Here is a 16439-nt window from a genome sequence, read left to right as displayed (position 1 = left end):
CCATGCGAAAACTCATCGACCTGCGCATGGGCCTGTTCCTCGCTGCGCTGTTCCTCGTCACCGTGCTGGCGCCCGTCGCCTCGACCCTGCAGGCCGGCTCCACCTTCGCGATGCCGAGCTACCTGATCCCGCTGCTGGGCAAGTATCTGTGCTACGCGCTGCTCGCCGTCGCACTGGACCTCTGCTGGGGCTATGCGGGCATCCTGTCGCTGGGCCACGGCGCCTTCTTCGCGCTGGGCGGCTACGCGATGGGCATGCACCTGATGCGCGAGATCGGCGCGCGGGGCGTCTATGCGAACCCTGAACTGCCGGATTTCATGGTCTTCCTTGGCTGGGACGAGCTGCCGTGGTTCTGGTACGGCTTCTCCTCCTTCCCCTTCGCCGCCGTGATGGCGCTGCTGGTGCCGGGGCTCTTGGCCTTCGTGTTCGGCTGGTTCGCCTTCCGCAGCCGCGTCTCGGGCGTCTATCTGTCGATCATCACGCAGGCCCTGACCTTCGCGCTGCTGCTCGCCTTCTTCCGCAACGAGATGGGCTTTGGCGGCAATAACGGCCTCACCGATTTCCGCGACGTGCTGGGCTTCTCGCTGTCGGCCCCCTCGACCCGCATCGCGCTCTTCGTGTTGACGGCAATCTCGCTCGCCGCCTGCCTGCTCATCGCCAAGGCGATCACCGTGTCGAAGGCCGGCAAGGTGCTGGTCGCCGTGCGCGACGCCGAGAGCCGCACGCGCTTCATGGGCTACCGGGTCGAGAGCTATTCGGTCTTCGTCTTCACCGTCTCGGCGATGATGGCGGGGCTGGCGGGGGCGCTTTACGTCCCGCAGGTCGGCATCATCAACCCCGGCGAATTTGCCCCGGCCAACTCCATCGAAATCGTCGTCTGGGTGGCCCTCGGCGGGCGCGGCACGCTGGTCGGCGCGGCCATCGGCGCGCTGGTCGTCGTGGCGCTGAAATCCTGGCTCACCGCGACCTTCCCCGACCTGTGGCTCTTCGCGCTGGGCGGGCTCTTCATCCTCGTGACGCTGGCCTTGCCCAATGGCCTCTTGGGCCTTCTCGACCGCTTCAAGCCGCGCCGGGCGAAACCCGCGCAGGAGGCAACCGCATGACCGCACAGCTTTATCTCGACGGGGTGACCCGCAGCTTCGACGGCTTCAAGGCGATCAACGGCCTGTCCTTGTCGGTGGACAAGGGCGAGCTGCGCGCGGTGATCGGCCCCAACGGTGCGGGCAAGACGACGATGATGGACATCATCACCGGGAAGACGCGGCCCGATGGCGGCGAGGTGTTGTGGAACATGGCCACGGACCTCACCCGGATGGACGAGGCCTCGGTCGCCAATCTCGGCATCGGCCGCAAGTTCCAGAAACCCACGGTCTTCGAGACGCATTCGGTCGAGGACAATATCCGCCTCGCGCTGAAAGCCCCGCGCGGGGTGTTCGCCTCGCTGTTCTACCGCTCGTCGGTCGCGGAGGAGGCCAAGGTCACGGCGCTTCTGGACCGCATCCGCCTCACCCATCTACGTACCGAGCAAGCCGCCAATCTCAGCCATGGCCAGAAGCAATGGCTAGAGATCGGCATGCTGCTGGCGCAGGAGCCGCAGCTGCTGCTGGTCGACGAACCCGCCGCCGGCATGACCGATGCCGAGACAATGGAGACCGCCGAATTGCTGAAAAGCATCGCCGGCGAGCGCACGGTGATCGTCGTCGAGCACGACATGGATTTCGTCCGCGCGCTCGATTGCCGGGTCACGGTCCTGCATCAGGGCTCCGTGCTGGCCGAGGGGTCCTTGGACCATGTCTCGGCCCGCGAGGATGTCATCGAAGTCTATCTGGGGCGCTGAGACATGTTGGAAATCAAGGATCTCACGCTCCATTACGGCGCCGCGCAGGCGCTGAAGGGCGTGTCGCTGGTGGCCGAGGAAGGCAAGATCACCACGGTGCTGGGGCGCAACGGGGTCGGAAAGACCTCGCTCATGCGCGCCATCGTCGGGCGGCACCCGGCCTCGGGTGGCTCGCTGATCTGGCTGGGCGAGGATATCGCCAAACTGACCCCGCCCGAGCGCGCGAAACGCGGCATCGCCTATGTCCCTCAGGGGCGCGAGATCTTCCCGCTGCTGACGGTGCGCGAGAATCTCGAGGCCGCCTATGCCACCCTCCCGCGCGGCCAGCGCAAGACGCCCGACGCCGTGTTCGAGCTGTTCCCGGTGCTGTTGCAGATGATGAACCGTCGCGGCGGCGACCTCTCGGGCGGCCAGCAGCAGCAACTCGCCATCGGCCGCGCCATGGTCATGCAGCCGCGGCTTCTGGTTCTTGATGAGCCGACCGAGGGGATCCAGCCCTCGATCATCAAGGATATCGGCCGCGCCATCGAATATCTGCGTGACCAGTTCGGCATGGCCGTGGTGTTGGTCGAGCAGTATTTCGACTTCGCGAAGGCCCTGGCCGACCGCTATGTCGTCCTCGACCGGGGCGAGGTGGTGATGGCCGGCGAGAAGTCCGATATCGACGCCAACGAGGCCGAGCTGCGCCGCTGGATGACGGTGTGAGTTGGCCCGGCGGGGGGGTGGTTGGCGCTGTCGCTTGAGTATTTGGAACAAGGTGAGAGGGCAGGGCGGCGCAGGGTTGTGAACAATTTGACTCAAATTGCCCCATCACCTTGTCACAAATACTCAAATCTGCTTCCCGCCTGCGCCAAGGCCGGGCGTCTTCCCTGTGACATTCCCCCTCTGCTGTGATCTTCTGCGCCGGACGGACAGGAGACGGACATGCAGCAGATCTGGCGCGGGGCGCGGGTGTTTGACGGCCAGCGGTTGCAGGATGGTCTGGCGGTTGTCTGCGAGGACGGGCGCATCACAGCGCTGCTCGAGGATCGGGGCGAGGGCGAGGACCTTGGAGGCGGTATCCTCGCGCCGGGTTTCATCGACCTGCAGGTGAATGGCGGCGGCGGGGTCCTGTTGGGGCAGGGCGATCCGGACCTTGCCCTGCGGCTGATCTGCGAGGCGCATGAGCGGCTCGGGACCACGGGGCTGCTGCCGACACTGATCACGGCGGATCCGGGGACGACGGAGGCCGTGATCGCGGCGGGGGTCAGGGCGGCTGAGGCTGGATTGCCGGGCTTCCTCGGGCTGCATCTGGAGGGGCCGCATCTCGATCCTCGGCGGCAGGGGGCACATGATCCGGCCTTGATCCGGCCGATGACTGATGCGGATTTTTCGAACCTGCTGCTGGCGGCGCGCGCGTTGCCCCGTCTCATGGTCACCCTCGCGCCCGAATCGGCGACAGCGGTGCAGATCGCGGCGCTGGCGGGGGCGGGCGTGCTTGTCTCGCTCGGCCATAGCGACTGCACCGAGGGCGAGGCGCGCGGCGCCTTCGCGGCCGGGGCCGGGGCGGTGACCCATCTCTACAACGCCATGTCGCCCCTCACCCATCGCGCGCCGGGGCTGGCCGGGGCCGCCATGGACGCCTCGGTGGCGGTCGGCATCATCCCCGATGGCGTGCATGTCGCGCGCACGGCCTTTCGCGTCGCGCTGGCCGGAGCCGGAGAGCGCCTCTTCGCGGTCACCGACGCCATGGCCGTCGCAGGCACGGAGCTCACCCGATTTACACTCAACGACCGCGAGATCCACCGGCGCGACGGGCGCCTGACCCTCGCAGACGGCACGTTGGCCGGCGCAGATGTCTCGATGCCCGAGGCGCTGCGCTGGATGGTGCAGGAGGCGGGCATCGCACCCGAGATCGCGCTGGCGATGACGACGTCGCGGCCTGCGAAGGCGCTGGGCCTGACGGATCGCGGCGTCATTGCTCCCGGCGCACGGGCGGAGCTGGTGCATCTGGCCGAGGATTTCAGCCTGAACGCCGTCCTGACCAGCTGACAAAGCAAAAAGGCCGGACCCCGAAGGATCCGGCCTTTTTGTTATGGAGCGGGCGATGAGATTCGAACTCACGACCCTAACCTTGGCAAGGTTATGCTCTACCCCTGAGCTACGCCCGCTCTATGCGCGCCGTTTAGCACCGGGTTTCGGGGCCCGCAAGAGGGCCCGCGCGGAAAAATCACCGCAGCGCGAAATGATCGACGAAGCGCTGGCCGAGGGTCAGATCCCCGTCGACCTGAACCATCCCCGATTGCACCATCATCGCCAAAGGCGCCGGCCCGTAGATCACCGCGGCAAGGCCGTTGCCATCACCCCGGAAATGCAGGGGCGCGACGGGGGCAGGGGTGCTGACCGGGGTGAAACCGTCGGCACCCAAGCGGGCGAGGAAGGGCTCGACACCCAGGGTGAAGGCGACGTCGATCGGGGCGGCCTCGTTCGCGCGGGCGAGGAAGCTCATCGACAGCATCAGCGCGGTCGGCGAGATGAATTTGCGCGGGTCGTGGCCGGGTTGCTGCACGCCCCAAAGGCACAGCGCGGCCAGAATCGGGCGCGTTGCGGCGCCGGCCGGGGTCAGCGCATAGACCGCAGCTTGAGAGGGCGGGGGCAGGACCTGACGCTGCAGCAGTCCGGCGGCCTGCAGATCCTCAAGCCGCTGGGTTAGCACATTGGTGGCGATACCCGGCAAGCCCGCGCGGATCAGGCCGAAACGCTTGGGTCCCAGCATCAGCTCGCGCAGGACCAGCAGTGCCCACCGGTCACCGATCAGGTCCAGCGCATGCGCCGCGAGACAGCCCTCGTCATATCCCTTGCGTGCCATTCCCAACCCGCTCTGTCACTTGCTTCTTACAATTGCACAGTTGCTTTTTGCAAGCATGGCGGCGAGCATCCCGGAAGACGATTCGGATCAATCCTTTCTGGACGGAGCATTCTCATGGGCGATTTTCACGGCTTTCCCTGTTGGTACGAACTGACCACCCCCGATCCTGTCGCGGCGGGGGACTTCTATGGCACGGTCATCGGCTGGAGCTGCAACCGGGCGCCGATGGAGGGGTTTGACTATTTCCTCGGGAGCATGGGCGAGGTGATGGTTTCGGGCATGGTCGCTCCGCAGGCACCTGGCATCCCGCCCAACTGGATGATCTACTTTGCCGTCACCGATTGCGATGCCTCGGTCGCGGGCATGCAGGAGGACGGCGCACAGATCGTCGCCGGGCCCGCTGACATTCCCGGCACCGGACGCTTCGCGATCCTTCAGGACCCGGCCGGTGGCCATTTCGGGCTGCTGCAACCGCTGCCGGACGGGACCGGCGGGGCCTATGCGCCGCAAACCGCCGGCCATGGCGCCTGGCATGAGCTGATGAGCACCGATCCCGATGCCGCGGCCCTGTTCTATGCCAAGCACCTCGGCCTGACCGAATCGCGGGCGATGGATATGGGGCCGATGGGCAGCTACCGCATCCTTGCCGTTGACGGGACCGAGCTGGGCGGGCTGATGCGCCAACCGATCCCCGGCATGCCCTCGTTCTGGCTGCCGTATTTCACCGTCCCCTCGGTCGATGCGGCGATTGCGGCGATCACCGGCGCGGGCGGCGAGGTCAAGCATGGCCCGGCCGAGGTTCCGGGCGGTGCCTTCATCGCACAGGCCACCGACCCGCAGGGCGCGTGGTTCGCGGTTACCGGTCCGCGCTGAGCGTCGGATCCACAAGGCGGGCGAGGAGGCTCCGAAACGGCGGAGGGACCTCGCCCATTTGCCGGCCGTCCTGCTTGAAATCGAGCATCGCGTAGCCGTGCACACTCGACCAGACCAGCCCCTCGGTCACCAGATCCGGGCCGCCGCTGAAGGGCAGGCATCCCTCGCGCAGGACGCCATAGGCCTTGGCGGATTCGCTCTGCAAGGCGGCGTCGGTATGGTCGAGGTCGGGGCAATTGAACATCACATGGAACAGCCCCGCGCGCTGGGCGGCGAAATCGAGGTAGCCGTCGCAGATCGCCAGAAGCCGGGCGAAGGGCGTGGGCTCGGCCGCGTCGCGGTGGCGGATCATCGTTTCGGTGAACAGCGCGAAGGCGCGGGTGGCGATGGCCGTCTGCAAGCCCGGCAAGCCGTTGAAATGATGGGCGGGGGCGGCGTGCGAGACGCCGGCGCGCGCGGCGGCGCGGCGCAGGGTCAGGCCTTCCGGCCCGCCCTCGATGAGGAGCGAAAGACCGGCCTCGATCAGGGCGTCGCGGGTGCTTGGTGTGTCACGGGTCATGCGCCGTTGTGACGTGCGGCCCTGACAGTGTCAAGTTGCAGCTTGACAGTGTAAAGCTGACCGCTATGGTGCGGCATGCTTTACACTGTCAAGGAGGCTCCGATGACCCGCCCGTTCACCGTCTTCTTCTGGCTCAGCGCGCTGGGCGTAGCTGTCATGTCATGGCGGGTGTTCTTCGCACCGATCGCCGACGCCATGCCGGCCATGCTGCCCTATTTCCCGGACGTCAGCCTTGCCGCCTGGGCGCATATCATCGGCGGCCCGCTGGCCTTGGGCCTTGCGCCGTTCCAGCTATGGCAGGGGCTTCGTCGCCGCCGTCCCGCGCTGCATCGCTGGATGGGGAGGGTCTATGGCCTGTCGATCCTGATGGCGGGTCTGGCCTCGCTGGTCATGCTGCCGCATTTCGAGGGGAGCCGGTTCGCGCAGTTGGGATTCGGGGTGCTGGCCGTTCTGTGGATCGCAACCACCGCCTTGGGCATCGCCCGGGCACGGGCAGGAGATCTGACGGCGCATCGCCGCTGGATGCTGCGCTCCATCGCGCTGACCTTTGCGGCGGTGACCCTGCGGATCATCATGGCGCCGCTGATGGCCTCGGGATGGTCGATCACCGAAACCTACGAGATCACCGCCTGGGGCAGCTGGGTGCTCAACCTGATCGTGCTGGAACTCTGGCAGCGCCGGCGGCAGCTTCAACTGGCCTGACAACGCCTTGGCTGGAAAACAAGAACGGCGGCCCGAGGGCCGCCGTTTCTGGTCCGAATGGAGCGGGCGATGAGATTCGAACTCACGACCCTAACCTTGGCAAGGTTATGCTCTACCCCTGAGCTACGCCCGCGTTCCGTTTCGGTAAGCGGTGATCTAAGGGAAGCGCGCGCGGCCCGCAAGAGGAAAAAACACCCCGGGCTGCAATTTTGTGACGCGGCGCGGCGAAACCCCTTAATTCCTTGAAATCGTGATGGATTGTCCGGTGGCCATCGCCGCCTTCCGTCGGATGGGCGGCTTTCCGCGACGTTTCGGCGAAATTCGCCAGAAGGCGGAACCGGGGCGCGAGGACGGACGTTGTCTCGTCAAATCGCGGGTTCGAACGGTCGGACCAGACGCGAGAATATCGAAAGGAGCTATTCCATGAACAGCGACACCATCGAAGGCAAATGGAAGCAACTCAAAGGCGAAGCCAAGATCCAGTGGGGCAAGCTCACCGATGACGACCTGGACGTCGTCGCGGGCCACAAGGACAAGCTGGCCGGCAAGATCCAGGAGCGCTACGGCAAGTCCAAGGACGAGGCCGAGGCCGAAGTGGATCGCTTCTGGTCGAAGTACTGATCAGACGCAGACAGTTTCGTACGAGTTCCGTAAGAGGTAACAGAATACGAGTAGGGGGCGCCTAGGCGCCCCCTTTTTCGTGTCGTCGCGGCGGGATTACTCCAGCTCGATCAGCAGGTCATGCGCCTCGATCTGGGCGCCGGGCTGGACATGGACCGCTTTCACGGTGCCCGCGCGCTCGGCGTGCAGGCCGGTCTCCATCTTCATCGCCTCGATGGTCAGCAACAGGTCGCCCGAGTTCACCTTCTGCCCGACCGAGACGCCGACCGAGGCCACGGACCCCGGCATCGGCGCGCCGATATGGCTTTCGTTGCCATCCTGCGCCTTGGGCCGGACCGCCAGCGTCGCCTTGGCCTTGCGGTTGGGGACGCGGATCGTGCGCGGCTGGCCGTTGAGCTCGAAGAACACCCGAACCTCGCCGTCCTCCTGCGTCTCGCCGGTGGCGATCAGGCGGATCTCCAGCGTCTTGCCCGGATCGATCTCGGCCGAGATCTCCTCGCCCGGCTCCATGCCGTAGAAGAAGTTCCAAGTCGGCAGCGTGCGCACGGGACCGTAGGTGTTGTGGCGCTCCATGTAGTCGGTGAAGACCTTGGGATACATGAGGTAGCCGTTCAGGTCCTCGTCATCGATGGTCATGCCGTCGAAGAGTTCCGAGACCTTCGTGCGGATTTCCTCCAGATCGACGGGCTTCAGATGCTTGCCCGGACGCTCGACCGACGGCTTCTCGCCCTTCAGCGCCTTCGCGGTGATGCCCTCGGGCCAGCCGCCCTCGGGTTGGCCGAGGTTGCCCTTCAGCATGTCGATCACCGACTCGGGGAAGGACATGTCGCGCTTGGGGTCCTCGACATCGGCGCGGGTCAGACCTTGGCTGACCATCATCAGCGCCATGTCGCCGACGACCTTGGACGAGGGCGTCACCTTGACGATATCGCCGAAGATCTGGTTCGCATCGGCATAGGCGCGGGCCACTTCCGGCCAGCGTTCTTCCAAGCCCAGCGAGCGCGCCTGCGCCTTGAGGTTGGTGAACTGACCGCCCGGCATCTCGTGCAGATAGACCTCGGACGAGGGCGCCTGCTGGCCGGTCTCGAAGGCGCCATAATGGGCGCGAACCTGCTCCCAGTAATCCGAGATCTCGCGCACCCGCTCCATGCTGAGGCCGGTGTCGCGGTCGGTGTGGCGGAAGGCCTCGACGACCGAGCCGAGGGTCGGCTGCGAGGTATTGCCCGAGAAGGCGTCCATCGCCGCATCGACGCAATCGACGCCCGCATCGGCGGCGGCGATCAGCGTGGCGATGGCCGCGCCCGAAGTGTCATGCGTGTGGAAGTGGATCGGCAGGTCGACCGCGTCCTTCAGGGCCGAGAACAGCACCTTCGCGGCAGGCGCCTTCAACACGCCCGCCATGTCCTTAACGCCCAGCACCTGCGCGCCGGCCGCTTCCAGCGCCTTGGCCATTTTCACATAGTAATCAACGGTGTATTTCTGCTGGCCCGGGTCCAGAAGGTCCGAGGTATAGCAGATCGTGCCCTCGCAGATCTTGCCGGATTCGATCACCGCATCCATCGCGACGCGCATGTTCTCGACCCAGTTGAGGCTGTCGAAGACGCGGAACACGTCGACCCCGGTCTCGGCCGCCTGTTTGACGAAGGCCTGCACCACATTGTCCGGGTAGTTGGTGTAGCCGACGCCGTTGGAGGCGCGCAGCAGCATCTGGGTCAGCAGGTTCGGCATGGCCTTGCGCAGATCGCGCAGACGCTGCCACGGGCATTCCTGCAAGAAGCGATAGGCCACGTCGAAGGTGGCACCGCCCCAGCATTCAACCGAGAAAAGCTCGGGCAGGTTCGCGGCATAGGCCGGGGCCACGCGGATCATGTCGATGGAGCGCATGCGGGTGGCCAGCAGCGATTGGTGCGCGTCGCGCATCGTGGTGTCGGTGATCAGGAGCTTTTTCTGATCCTTCATCCAATCCGCGACGGCCTTCGCGCCCTTCTGGTCGAGCAGCGTCTTCGTCCCGGCGGGCGGGTTCGCGACCACCATCTGCGGCGCGATGGGCGCGCGCGGCTGGGCGGCGGGCTTGGCGCGACCGGCGGTCTCAGGGTGGCCATTAACCGTGATGTCGGCGAGATAGGTCAGCACCTTGGTGCCACGGTCGCGGCGCGTCTCGAAGTTGAAGAGCTCGGGCGTCGTGTCGATGAACTTCGTCGTCGCCTGATCGGCGAGGAAGGTCGGGTGCTTCAGCAGGTTCTCGACGAAGGCAATGTTGGTGCTGACGCCCCGGATCCGGAACTCGCGCAGCGCCCGGTCCATGCGGGCGATGGCTTCCGAGGGCGTGGGGGCCCAAGCCGTCACCTTCACCAACAGCGAATCGTAGTAGCGGGTGATGACCCCGCCCGCATAGGCCGTGCCGCCGTCGAGGCGGATGCCCATGCCGGTCGCCGAACGATAGGCGGTCAGGCGGCCGTAATCCGGGATGAAGTTGTTGAGCGGGTCCTCGGTGGTGATCCGGCACTGCAGTGCGTTGCCCGAGAGGGTGACGGCCTCCTGCGAGGGGGTGCCGGTCGCCTCGGCCAGCGTTTCGCCCTCGCAGACGCGGATCTGCGCCTTGACGATGTCGATGCCGGTCACTTCCTCGGTGACGGTGTGCTCCACCTGCACGCGGGGGTTCACCTCGATGAAGTAGAACTTGCCCGAATCCATATCCATCAGGAATTCGACGGTGCCCGCGCATTGATAGCCGACCGATTGGCCGATCTTCAGTGCCAGCGCGCAGACTTCCTCGCGCTGTGCGTCGGTCAGATAGGGGGCAGGGGCGCGCTCGACGACCTTCTGGTTGCGGCGCTGCACGGTGCAGTCGCGCTCATAGAGGTGGTAGAGATTGCCGAACGTGTCGCCCAGAAGCTGCACCTCGACATGGCGCGCGCGCAGGATCATCTTTTCCAGATAGCCCTCGCCATTGCCGAAGGCGGCTTCGGCCTCGCGGCGGCCCTCGCGCACCTTCGCCTCCAGCTCGTCAGGGCCCATGATCGGCCGCATGCCGCGACCACCGCCACCGTGCGAGGCCTTCAGCATGAGGGGATAGCCCACGGCCTCGGCCATGCGCTTCACCTCGGCCATGTCGTCGCCCAGAACCTCGGTCGCGGGGATCACCGGCACATCGGCCGCAATCGCCACGCGGCGGGCCGAGGCCTTGTCCCCCAAGGCCCGCATCGTCTCGGCCTTGGGGCCGATGAAGGTGATGCCGGCCTCGACGCAGGCGTCGACCAGCGCGGGGTTTTCCGACAGCAGGCCATAGCCCGGATGGATCGCATCGGCGCCGGCCTTCTTGGCCACGCGGATGATCTCGGGGATCGAGAGATAGGCCGCGACCGGGCCCAGACCTTCACCGATGCGGTAAGCCTCGTCGGCCTTGAAGCGGTGCAGGCCCAGCTTGTCCTCCTCGGCATAGACGGCAACCGTCTTTTTCCCCAGCTCGTTCGCGGCGCGCATGATGCGGATCGCGATCTCGCCGCGGTTCGCGATGAGGATCTTCTTGAAGGCGGGCATGACGTAGTCTCTCCCTTGACCGGTCAGGATTTCAGACCGATTTCTGCAGTGCGGCGAGGAAATTGCAAGGTTTTGTTACATTGCAAGGTGCGAAATTGTGCAAAGTCGGAACTTTGCTCAATATTCGATTTGCGGCGTCCCCATCGGGTCGAAGACTTGGACGAGTTCGCATTCGATGAGATAGGGCCGCGCGCTGCGGTTGCAGAGCACCTCGGCCACCTCCTGCGCGGTCTCTCGGGAGGGCAGGCCGCACAGGGTTTCGTGCCAATGCAAGCCTTCCTGATGCTGGACGAATACGTCGATCGACCATCCGGCCGGCAAACACCAGTTGGTTTGCAAACAATCCTGGGCCATCGCGCCGCCCTCGACGCATTGCGCTGTGGCGGCGGCAAAGGCTTCTTCGGCCGTGGCGCCGACGGCCATGCCCGAGGATTGTTCCGGCGCCTGCACGAAGGCGATGCCGCGTTCCTGAGCCTGCGCCGCGAGGGGCAGGGCGAGGCCGGCAAGAAGGACGTATATGCGCATCGGGCAGCTCCCAAGGTCTGATTGGTGTCAGCTTGGTGTCAGCCTAGCGCGTCCTTCCGCCTGTGCCCATGCCTGTCTGCGACAGCTTACAAACCGCCAGCGGCGAGGATGGCGTCGATCATCACCGCATTCCCGCGCGAGAATTCCAGCGGACAGTCGAACGCGACCCCCTCGCGTGCGCTGCGCTCGAAGGCCTCGATCATCAGCGCGTATTGGTTGACAGGCTCGTAACGCTCGATCCTTGTGTCGTCGTAGCCTCGGGTGATGACCAGCTGGGCCGGCCCCGCGACGCCCGCATTCCATGGCGCGCGCAGTTCGATCACACCTGTCGATCCGTGGAAGGTGATGCGCTGATACCCGGCCATCCGGGTCGAACAATAGAACGACAGGCCGAAGTCGCCGAAATCGGCCTCGACCTGCGCGAAGACGTCGACCCCGTTCTCAAGGTCCAGCTTGGCAGTGATGTTCCTCGGCTCCAGCCCGGTGGCAAAGCGCGTGGTGACAGAGGGATAGACCCCGATGTCATAGACCGCGCCGCCGCCGGTTTCGGGCCGGTTGCGGATATTGCCGGGATCGGGGTTGTTGAAGGCGAAGGCCGCATCGACATGGCGCAAGGTGCCGATTGCCTCATCGGCCAGCAATTGGCGCACCCGGTGCCATTGCGGATGGTGGCAGACCATGAAGCCCTCGGCGCACAACAAGCCCGAGGCATCGCGGGCCGCGATCAACGGGTCGATCTGGGCGGCCTTCAGCGCCAGCGGCTTTTCGCACAGCACATGCTTGCCGGCTGCCAGTGCCTTGAGACTCCAGTCGACATGCAGATGGTTGGGCAAGGGGATGTAGACCGCGTCGATGCCGGGATCGGCGAGCAGCGCCTCGTAATTGTCATGCACCAGCAGGCTGGGCTGGCGCGACAAGAACGGCGCCGCCTTCTCGGCCGAGGAGGTCGCCAGTGCGGCCAGTTCGGCGCCCTGCGCCAGTTGGATGGCCGGGGCCAGATGTTCGCGGGCGATCTTCGCCGCCCCCAGAATTCCCCACCGCATGCGCGCCCTCCGTTCCCGCTAACACCCCTTGTTGATGCCAAAGCGCAACGAAAAAGGCGAGGGCAAAACCCCCGCCTTCTCACCTTGTCTCAAATACTCAAGCGACCTAGCCGCCCGAGCGAAGACCAGAGTCGATGCGCCTCAGCCCTCGACCTTCGCCATGCGCTTGCGCTCGTGCGGATCGAGGTAGCGCTTGCGCAGACGGATCGACTTCGGCGTCACTTCGACCAGCTCGTCATCGTCGATATAGGCGATCGATTGCTCCAGCGACATCACTACCGGGGGCGTCAGGCGGACGGCTTCGTCGGTGCCCGAGGCGCGGACGTTGGTCAGCTTCTTGCCCTTCAGCGGGTTCACTTCGAGGTCGTTGTCACGGCTGTGCTCGCCGATGATCATGCCCTGATAGACCTGCTCCTGCGCGCCGATGAACATCTTGCCGCGATCTTCGAGGTTCCACAGCGCGTAAGCGACCGAGACGCCGTTCTCCATCGAGATCAGCACGCCCTGACGACGGCCCTGGATCGGGCCCTTGTAGGGCGCCCATTCGTGGAAGATGCGGTTCAGAACGCCGGTGCCGCGCGTGTCGGTCATGAACTCGCCCTGATAGCCGATCAGGCCCCGCGACGGCACATGGGCGACGATACGGGTCTTGCCCGCGCCGGCCGGTTTCATCTCGACCAGATCGCCCTTGCGTGCGCCGGTAAGCTTCTCGATCACGGCGCCCGAGAATTCGTCATCGACGTCGATGATCGCTTCCTCGATCGGCTCCATGCGCTGGCCGCCTTCGTCACGGAAGATCACGCGCGGACGCGAGATCGACAGCTCGAAGCCCTCGCGGCGCATGTTCTCGATCAGAACGCCCATCTGAAGTTCGCCACGGCCCGAGACGATGAAAGCCTCGCCACCCGGGGTGTCTTCGATCTTGATGGCGACGTTCGATTCCGCTTCCTTCATCAGGCGCTCGCGGATCACGCGCGACTGTACCTTGTTGCCGTCCTTGCCGGCCAGCGGGCTGTCGTTGATGCCGAAGGTCACCGAGATGGTCGGCGGATCGATCGGCTGCGCGTCGATCGGGGTCTCGACCGAGAGGTCACACAGCGTATCGGCCACGGTCGCCTTGGTCATGCCGGCGAGCGAGACGATGTCACCGGCGACGGCTTCGTCGATCGGCTGCTGCGACAGGCCGCGGAAGGCGAGGATCTTGGTGACGCGGAACTGCTCGACCCGGTCGCCGGTGCGCGACAGCGCCTTCAGCGTGGTGCCGACTTTCAGCGTGCCGGCCTCGACACGGCCGGTCAGCAGACGGCCGATGAAGGGGTCTGCGCCCAACGTGGTGGCCAGCATGCGGAAAGGCTCGGAGGCCTGCGCGGTCTGCTTGGGGGCCTCGACGTGCTTCATGACCAGCTCGAACAGGGCCGACATGTCCTTGCGCGGGCCATCCAGCTCGTTGTCGGCCCAGCCGTTGATGCCCGAGGCATAGAGGACCGGGAAGTCCAGCTGCTCGTCATTGGCGCCGAGGTTGGCGAACAGGTCGAACACCTCGTTCAGCGCGCGGTCAGGCTCGGCGGCGGGTTTGTCGACCTTGTTCAGCACCACGATCGGCTTCAGGCCAAGGGCCAGCGCCTTCGAGGTCACGAATTTCGTCTGGGGCATCGGGCCCTCGGCCGCATCGACCAGAAGGCAGACGCCGTCCACCATCGACAGGATGCGCTCGACCTCACCGCCGAAATCGGCGTGGCCGGGCGTGTCGACGATGTTGATGCGCGAGCCTTTCCATTCCACCGAGGTGGCCTTGGCGAGGATGGTGATGCCGCGTTCGCGTTCCAGATCGTTCGAATCCATGGCCCGTTCAGTCGTGGCCTGACCCTCGCGATAAACGCCGGATTGTTTGAGAAGCTCGTCGACGAGCGTGGTTTTGCCGTGGTCGACGTGCGCGATGATCGCGATATTGCGAAGGTCCATGGGGCTGTCCTGTCTGCTGCGCCGCCGCGCATACACGAGGTTTGTGTCTTTGGCGAGTCAGGTTACGACATACCAGTCACGCCTGTGATTGAAGGCGATGACGGCATTCAGCACCACGGCGCCCAGAAGCGACCACAGGATGCGGTCCAGCGGGAAGAGGGTGGCGGCGACGGCAAAGAGGATGAGGTCGTGGGTGAGCTGCGTGACACCCGCGCGGATGCCGAAGCGGTCCTGCAGGATCAGCGCGATGATCGAGACGCCGCCCAAGCTGCCGGAATGGCGGAAGAGCCCCAGCAGACCCACGCCGGCCGAGACGCCGAACAGCAGGGCTGCAGCGGCGGGGTGGATGGCGTCGACATGCAGGACGGGCTTCAGCGCTTCGGCGAGGAGCGAGACCAGCGTGACCGTGCCGAGGCTTTTCGCGCAGAACACCGGGCCGCGGACATGCCAGGCCAGCGCGAAGAACGGGATGTTCATCGCGAAGAATACCAGCGAGAAGTTCCAGCCCATGACATAGGCGAGGATCAGCGCGAAGCCCGCCGTGCCGCCTGTCACAAGCCCCGCAGCGCGCAGCAGGTGGATCCCCAGCGCGGCTTGCGCCGAGGCGATGACGAGGCCCTGGATGTCCTCGAAGCGGGTGTAGTGGCGGTCGGGCGATGGGTCAGCAATCATGACCTTATTGTGCCGCGCCGCAGCATGCCTGTCCAATGCGGATTGCGAAGGGGCGCCATGCAAAGAGGGAATGGCACCGCTGGGGAAGGGGCCTCAGGTAGCGATATAACGGTCGCGGCGGTGGTTGATGGCGATCACCCCGTTGACCACCAGCGCCCCAAGCGCCGACCACGCGACCAACCGCCAGTCGCCCAGCACCAGCAGGGCCACGACGAACAGCACGGCATCAAAGCCGAGTTGCACCCAGCCTGCGCGCCATCCCAGCCGGTCTTGCAGGAAAAGCGCGACGATGCCGACACCGCCGAGGCTGGCGCCGTGTCTAAACAGCGCCAACAGGCCTGCGCCGGAGACCAGCCCGAACAGCACGGCGCCCGCGCCGGTCGAGAGATAGTCGAAGCGCAGCAGCTCCGGCATCACAAGGTTCAGGCCCGACAGCAGCGCAACGGCGGCGAAGGTCTTCAGCGTGAAGGTCCAGCCGAAACGCTTCAGCCCGAAGCCGTAGAAGGGCAGGTTGACCACGAAGAACACGACGCCGAAGGGCCAGCCCGTTAGATACGAGATCAGCACCGCCAGCCCCGCCGTCTGACCGGTGATCAGACCCAGATGCGTCAGGATGGCGATGCCGAAAGCGGCCATGATGGCGCCGAAGGCGATGCCTTGGGCATCCTCAATGGCGCTGTGGCGGCCGCTGCCGGGTTGGGTCGGTTCGGTGGTCGTCTGGCTCATCGGATCAATGCGCGGTGGTGTTGGAGAACAGGTTGATGACGAGGATCCCCAGCATGATCAGCGCGATCCCGGCGATGGCCGGCAGGTCCAGCCGCTGCCCGAAGGCGACATAACCGATGCCTGCGATCAGGCAGATGCCCGCGCCCGACCAGATGGCATAGGCGATGCCCACGGGAATGATCTTCAGCACCATCGCCAGCAGCCAGAACGAAGCGGCGTAGGACACCACCACCAGTGCCGAGGGGCCCAGCTTGGTGAACCCCTCCGAGGCTTTCAGGGCCGTGGTGCCGATGGTTTCGAAGAAAATCGCGGTGAGAAGATAGACCCAATGCATGGTGGCCTCCTGTGTTGGCGTCTGTCTGGCAGGGATTTTTTCCGGAGGGAAGGGGGCGAGCGTCCGGGGCATTGAGCCCCGACCTCTCGCCTCGGGGGCGCTGCCCCCGCCGGCGCTGTGCGCCGCCCCCGGGATATTTTCAGAGCAAAGATGAGAAAAGGGCGGGGACGGCAAAGAGGATGAGGTCGTGGGTGAGC

16 protein-coding genes and 2 tRNA genes are annotated in these 16439 nt (G+C 65.6%); 7 read left to right on the top strand and 11 right to left on the bottom strand.

What is annotated here, in order from left to right; all coding sequences use genetic code 11:
- The first annotated feature begins 2 nt into the window (after positions 1-2).
- The 4 genes from urtC (at position 3) to nagA (ending at position 3868) form a co-directional block, all read left to right on the top strand.
- On the top strand, positions 3-1103 hold the full coding sequence (urtC, locus tag BCY78_RS19260) for an urea ABC transporter permease subunit UrtC (RefSeq protein ID WP_068305105.1): 1101 nt from the start codon (positions 3-5) through the stop codon (positions 1101-1103).
- Positions 1100-1837 (top strand): urea ABC transporter ATP-binding protein UrtD, encoded by a 738-nt coding sequence (gene urtD / locus BCY78_RS19255; protein WP_068305103.1) that lies wholly within the window; start codon positions 1100-1102, stop codon positions 1835-1837. Before urtC ends, urtD begins: the two co-directional genes overlap by 4 nt.
- A gap of 3 nt (positions 1838-1840) precedes the next feature.
- Positions 1841-2542 (top strand): urea ABC transporter ATP-binding subunit UrtE, encoded by a 702-nt coding sequence (urtE, locus tag BCY78_RS19250; protein WP_068305101.1) that lies wholly within the window; start codon positions 1841-1843, stop codon positions 2540-2542.
- 219 nt (positions 2543-2761) lie between these two features.
- Positions 2762-3868 (top strand): N-acetylglucosamine-6-phosphate deacetylase, encoded by a 1107-nt coding sequence (nagA, locus tag BCY78_RS19245; RefSeq protein WP_068305099.1) that lies wholly within the window; start codon positions 2762-2764, stop codon positions 3866-3868.
- A gap of 44 nt (positions 3869-3912) precedes the next feature.
- Here the strand turns inward: nagA and BCY78_RS19240 are convergent.
- Both BCY78_RS19240 and BCY78_RS19235 read right to left on the bottom strand, forming a co-directional pair.
- A tRNA-Gly gene (locus tag BCY78_RS19240) sits at positions 3913-3987 on the bottom strand.
- A 59-nt stretch (positions 3988-4046) separates the two neighbouring features.
- Complete coding sequence (locus BCY78_RS19235) at positions 4047-4685, bottom strand: helix-turn-helix domain-containing protein (RefSeq protein ID WP_068305097.1); 639 nt, start codon at positions 4683-4685, stop codon at positions 4047-4049.
- Positions 4686-4799: 114 nt separating this feature from the next.
- Here BCY78_RS19235 and BCY78_RS19230 point away from each other — a divergent pair, with 114 nt between their 5' ends.
- Entirely contained in the window at positions 4800-5558 is a 759-nt protein-coding gene (locus BCY78_RS19230; RefSeq protein WP_068305095.1) for a VOC family protein, read from the top strand.
- Here BCY78_RS19230 and BCY78_RS19225 read toward each other — a convergent pair.
- A complete protein-coding gene (locus BCY78_RS19225; RefSeq protein WP_068305093.1) occupies positions 5542-6117 on the bottom strand; it encodes a TetR/AcrR family transcriptional regulator in 576 nt (191 codons plus the stop codon). The two genes, BCY78_RS19230 and BCY78_RS19225, sit on opposite strands and share 17 nt — an antisense overlap.
- Before the next feature lie 102 nt (positions 6118-6219).
- On the opposite strand from BCY78_RS19225, the gene BCY78_RS19220 reads away from it, so the two are divergent.
- Complete coding sequence (locus BCY78_RS19220; protein WP_158515961.1) at positions 6220-6819, top strand: DUF2306 domain-containing protein; 600 nt, start codon at positions 6220-6222, stop codon at positions 6817-6819.
- A 58-nt stretch (positions 6820-6877) separates the two neighbouring features.
- Here the strand turns inward: BCY78_RS19220 and BCY78_RS19215 are convergent.
- Positions 6878-6952 (bottom strand) — tRNA-Gly (locus tag BCY78_RS19215).
- Positions 6953-7242: 290 nt separating this feature from the next.
- Here BCY78_RS19215 and BCY78_RS19210 point away from each other — a divergent pair.
- Positions 7243-7440 (top strand): CsbD family protein, encoded by a 198-nt coding sequence (locus BCY78_RS19210; protein WP_068305089.1) that lies wholly within the window; start codon positions 7243-7245, stop codon positions 7438-7440.
- 96 nt (positions 7441-7536) lie between these two features.
- On the opposite strand, the gene BCY78_RS19205 is transcribed toward BCY78_RS19210, so the two are convergent.
- From BCY78_RS19205 to BCY78_RS19175, 7 genes are all read right to left on the bottom strand, one after another.
- Positions 7537-10980: a pyruvate carboxylase gene (locus tag BCY78_RS19205; RefSeq protein WP_068305086.1), complete on the bottom strand. Its 3444-nt coding sequence runs from the start codon at positions 10978-10980 to the stop codon at positions 7537-7539.
- A 117-nt stretch (positions 10981-11097) separates the two neighbouring features.
- Positions 11098-11505 (bottom strand): hypothetical protein, encoded by a 408-nt coding sequence (locus BCY78_RS19200; protein ID WP_068305084.1) that lies wholly within the window; start codon positions 11503-11505, stop codon positions 11098-11100.
- Positions 11506-11591: 86 nt separating this feature from the next.
- On the bottom strand, positions 11592-12548 hold the full coding sequence (locus tag BCY78_RS19195) for a Gfo/Idh/MocA family protein (protein ID WP_068305082.1): 957 nt from the start codon (positions 12546-12548) through the stop codon (positions 11592-11594).
- Between the two features lie 141 nt (positions 12549-12689).
- Entirely contained in the window at positions 12690-14510 is a 1821-nt protein-coding gene (gene typA / locus BCY78_RS19190) for a translational GTPase TypA (RefSeq protein WP_068305080.1), read from the bottom strand.
- Positions 14511-14567: 57 nt separating this feature from the next.
- Entirely contained in the window at positions 14568-15182 is a 615-nt protein-coding gene (locus tag BCY78_RS19185; RefSeq protein WP_083195161.1) for a YitT family protein, read from the bottom strand.
- Positions 15183-15275: 93 nt separating this feature from the next.
- Positions 15276-15908, bottom strand: a complete 633-nt coding sequence (locus BCY78_RS19180; RefSeq protein WP_068305078.1) for a YitT family protein — start codon at positions 15906-15908, stop codon at positions 15276-15278.
- A 4-nt stretch (positions 15909-15912) separates the two neighbouring features.
- Entirely contained in the window at positions 15913-16242 is a 330-nt protein-coding gene (locus tag BCY78_RS19175; protein ID WP_068305074.1) for a multidrug efflux SMR transporter, read from the bottom strand.
- Between the last annotated feature and the right edge of the window lie 197 nt (positions 16243-16439).

The sequence above is a fragment of the Pararhodobacter sp. CCB-MM2 genome (assembly GCF_001691415.1).
Classification (GTDB): Bacteria; Pseudomonadota; Alphaproteobacteria; order Rhodobacterales; family Rhodobacteraceae; genus Pararhodobacter.
This window is presented reverse-complemented; position numbering and strand designations above follow the sequence as displayed.

What these genes read in the sequence shown, in the direction of transcription:
- urtC (WP_068305105.1), top strand. Translation starts at nt 3, where the DNA reads ATGCGAAAACTCATCGACCTGCGCATGGGCCTGTTCCTCGCTGCGCTG.
- urtD (WP_068305103.1), top strand. Translation starts at nt 1,100, where the DNA reads ATGACCGCACAGCTTTATCTCGACGGGGTGACCCGCAGCTTCGACGGC.
- BCY78_RS19195 (WP_068305082.1), bottom strand. Translation starts at nt 12,548, where the DNA reads ATGCGGTGGGGAATTCTGGGGGCGGCGAAGATCGCCCGCGAACATCTG.
- nagA (WP_068305099.1), top strand. Translation starts at nt 2,762, where the DNA reads ATGCAGCAGATCTGGCGCGGGGCGCGGGTGTTTGACGGCCAGCGGTTG.
- BCY78_RS19200 (WP_068305084.1), bottom strand. Translation starts at nt 11,505, where the DNA reads ATGCGCATATACGTCCTTCTTGCCGGCCTCGCCCTGCCCCTCGCGGCG.
- BCY78_RS19175 (WP_068305074.1), bottom strand. Translation starts at nt 16,242, where the DNA reads ATGCATTGGGTCTATCTTCTCACCGCGATTTTCTTCGAAACCATCGGC.
- BCY78_RS19205 (WP_068305086.1), bottom strand. Translation starts at nt 10,980, where the DNA reads ATGCCCGCCTTCAAGAAGATCCTCATCGCGAACCGCGGCGAGATCGCG.
- BCY78_RS19180 (WP_068305078.1), bottom strand. Translation starts at nt 15,908, where the DNA reads ATGAGCCAGACGACCACCGAACCGACCCAACCCGGCAGCGGCCGCCAC.
- typA (WP_068305080.1), bottom strand. Translation starts at nt 14,510, where the DNA reads ATGGACCTTCGCAATATCGCGATCATCGCGCACGTCGACCACGGCAAA.
- BCY78_RS19185 (WP_083195161.1), bottom strand. Translation starts at nt 15,182, where the DNA reads ATGATTGCTGACCCATCGCCCGACCGCCACTACACCCGCTTCGAGGAC.
- BCY78_RS19220 (WP_158515961.1), top strand. Translation starts at nt 6,220, where the DNA reads ATGACCCGCCCGTTCACCGTCTTCTTCTGGCTCAGCGCGCTGGGCGTA.
- BCY78_RS19235 (WP_068305097.1), bottom strand. Translation starts at nt 4,685, where the DNA reads ATGGCACGCAAGGGATATGACGAGGGCTGTCTCGCGGCGCATGCGCTG.
- urtE (WP_068305101.1), top strand. Translation starts at nt 1,841, where the DNA reads ATGTTGGAAATCAAGGATCTCACGCTCCATTACGGCGCCGCGCAGGCG.
- BCY78_RS19230 (WP_068305095.1), top strand. Translation starts at nt 4,800, where the DNA reads ATGGGCGATTTTCACGGCTTTCCCTGTTGGTACGAACTGACCACCCCC.
- BCY78_RS19210 (WP_068305089.1), top strand. Translation starts at nt 7,243, where the DNA reads ATGAACAGCGACACCATCGAAGGCAAATGGAAGCAACTCAAAGGCGAA.
- BCY78_RS19225 (WP_068305093.1), bottom strand. Translation starts at nt 6,117, where the DNA reads ATGACCCGTGACACACCAAGCACCCGCGACGCCCTGATCGAGGCCGGT.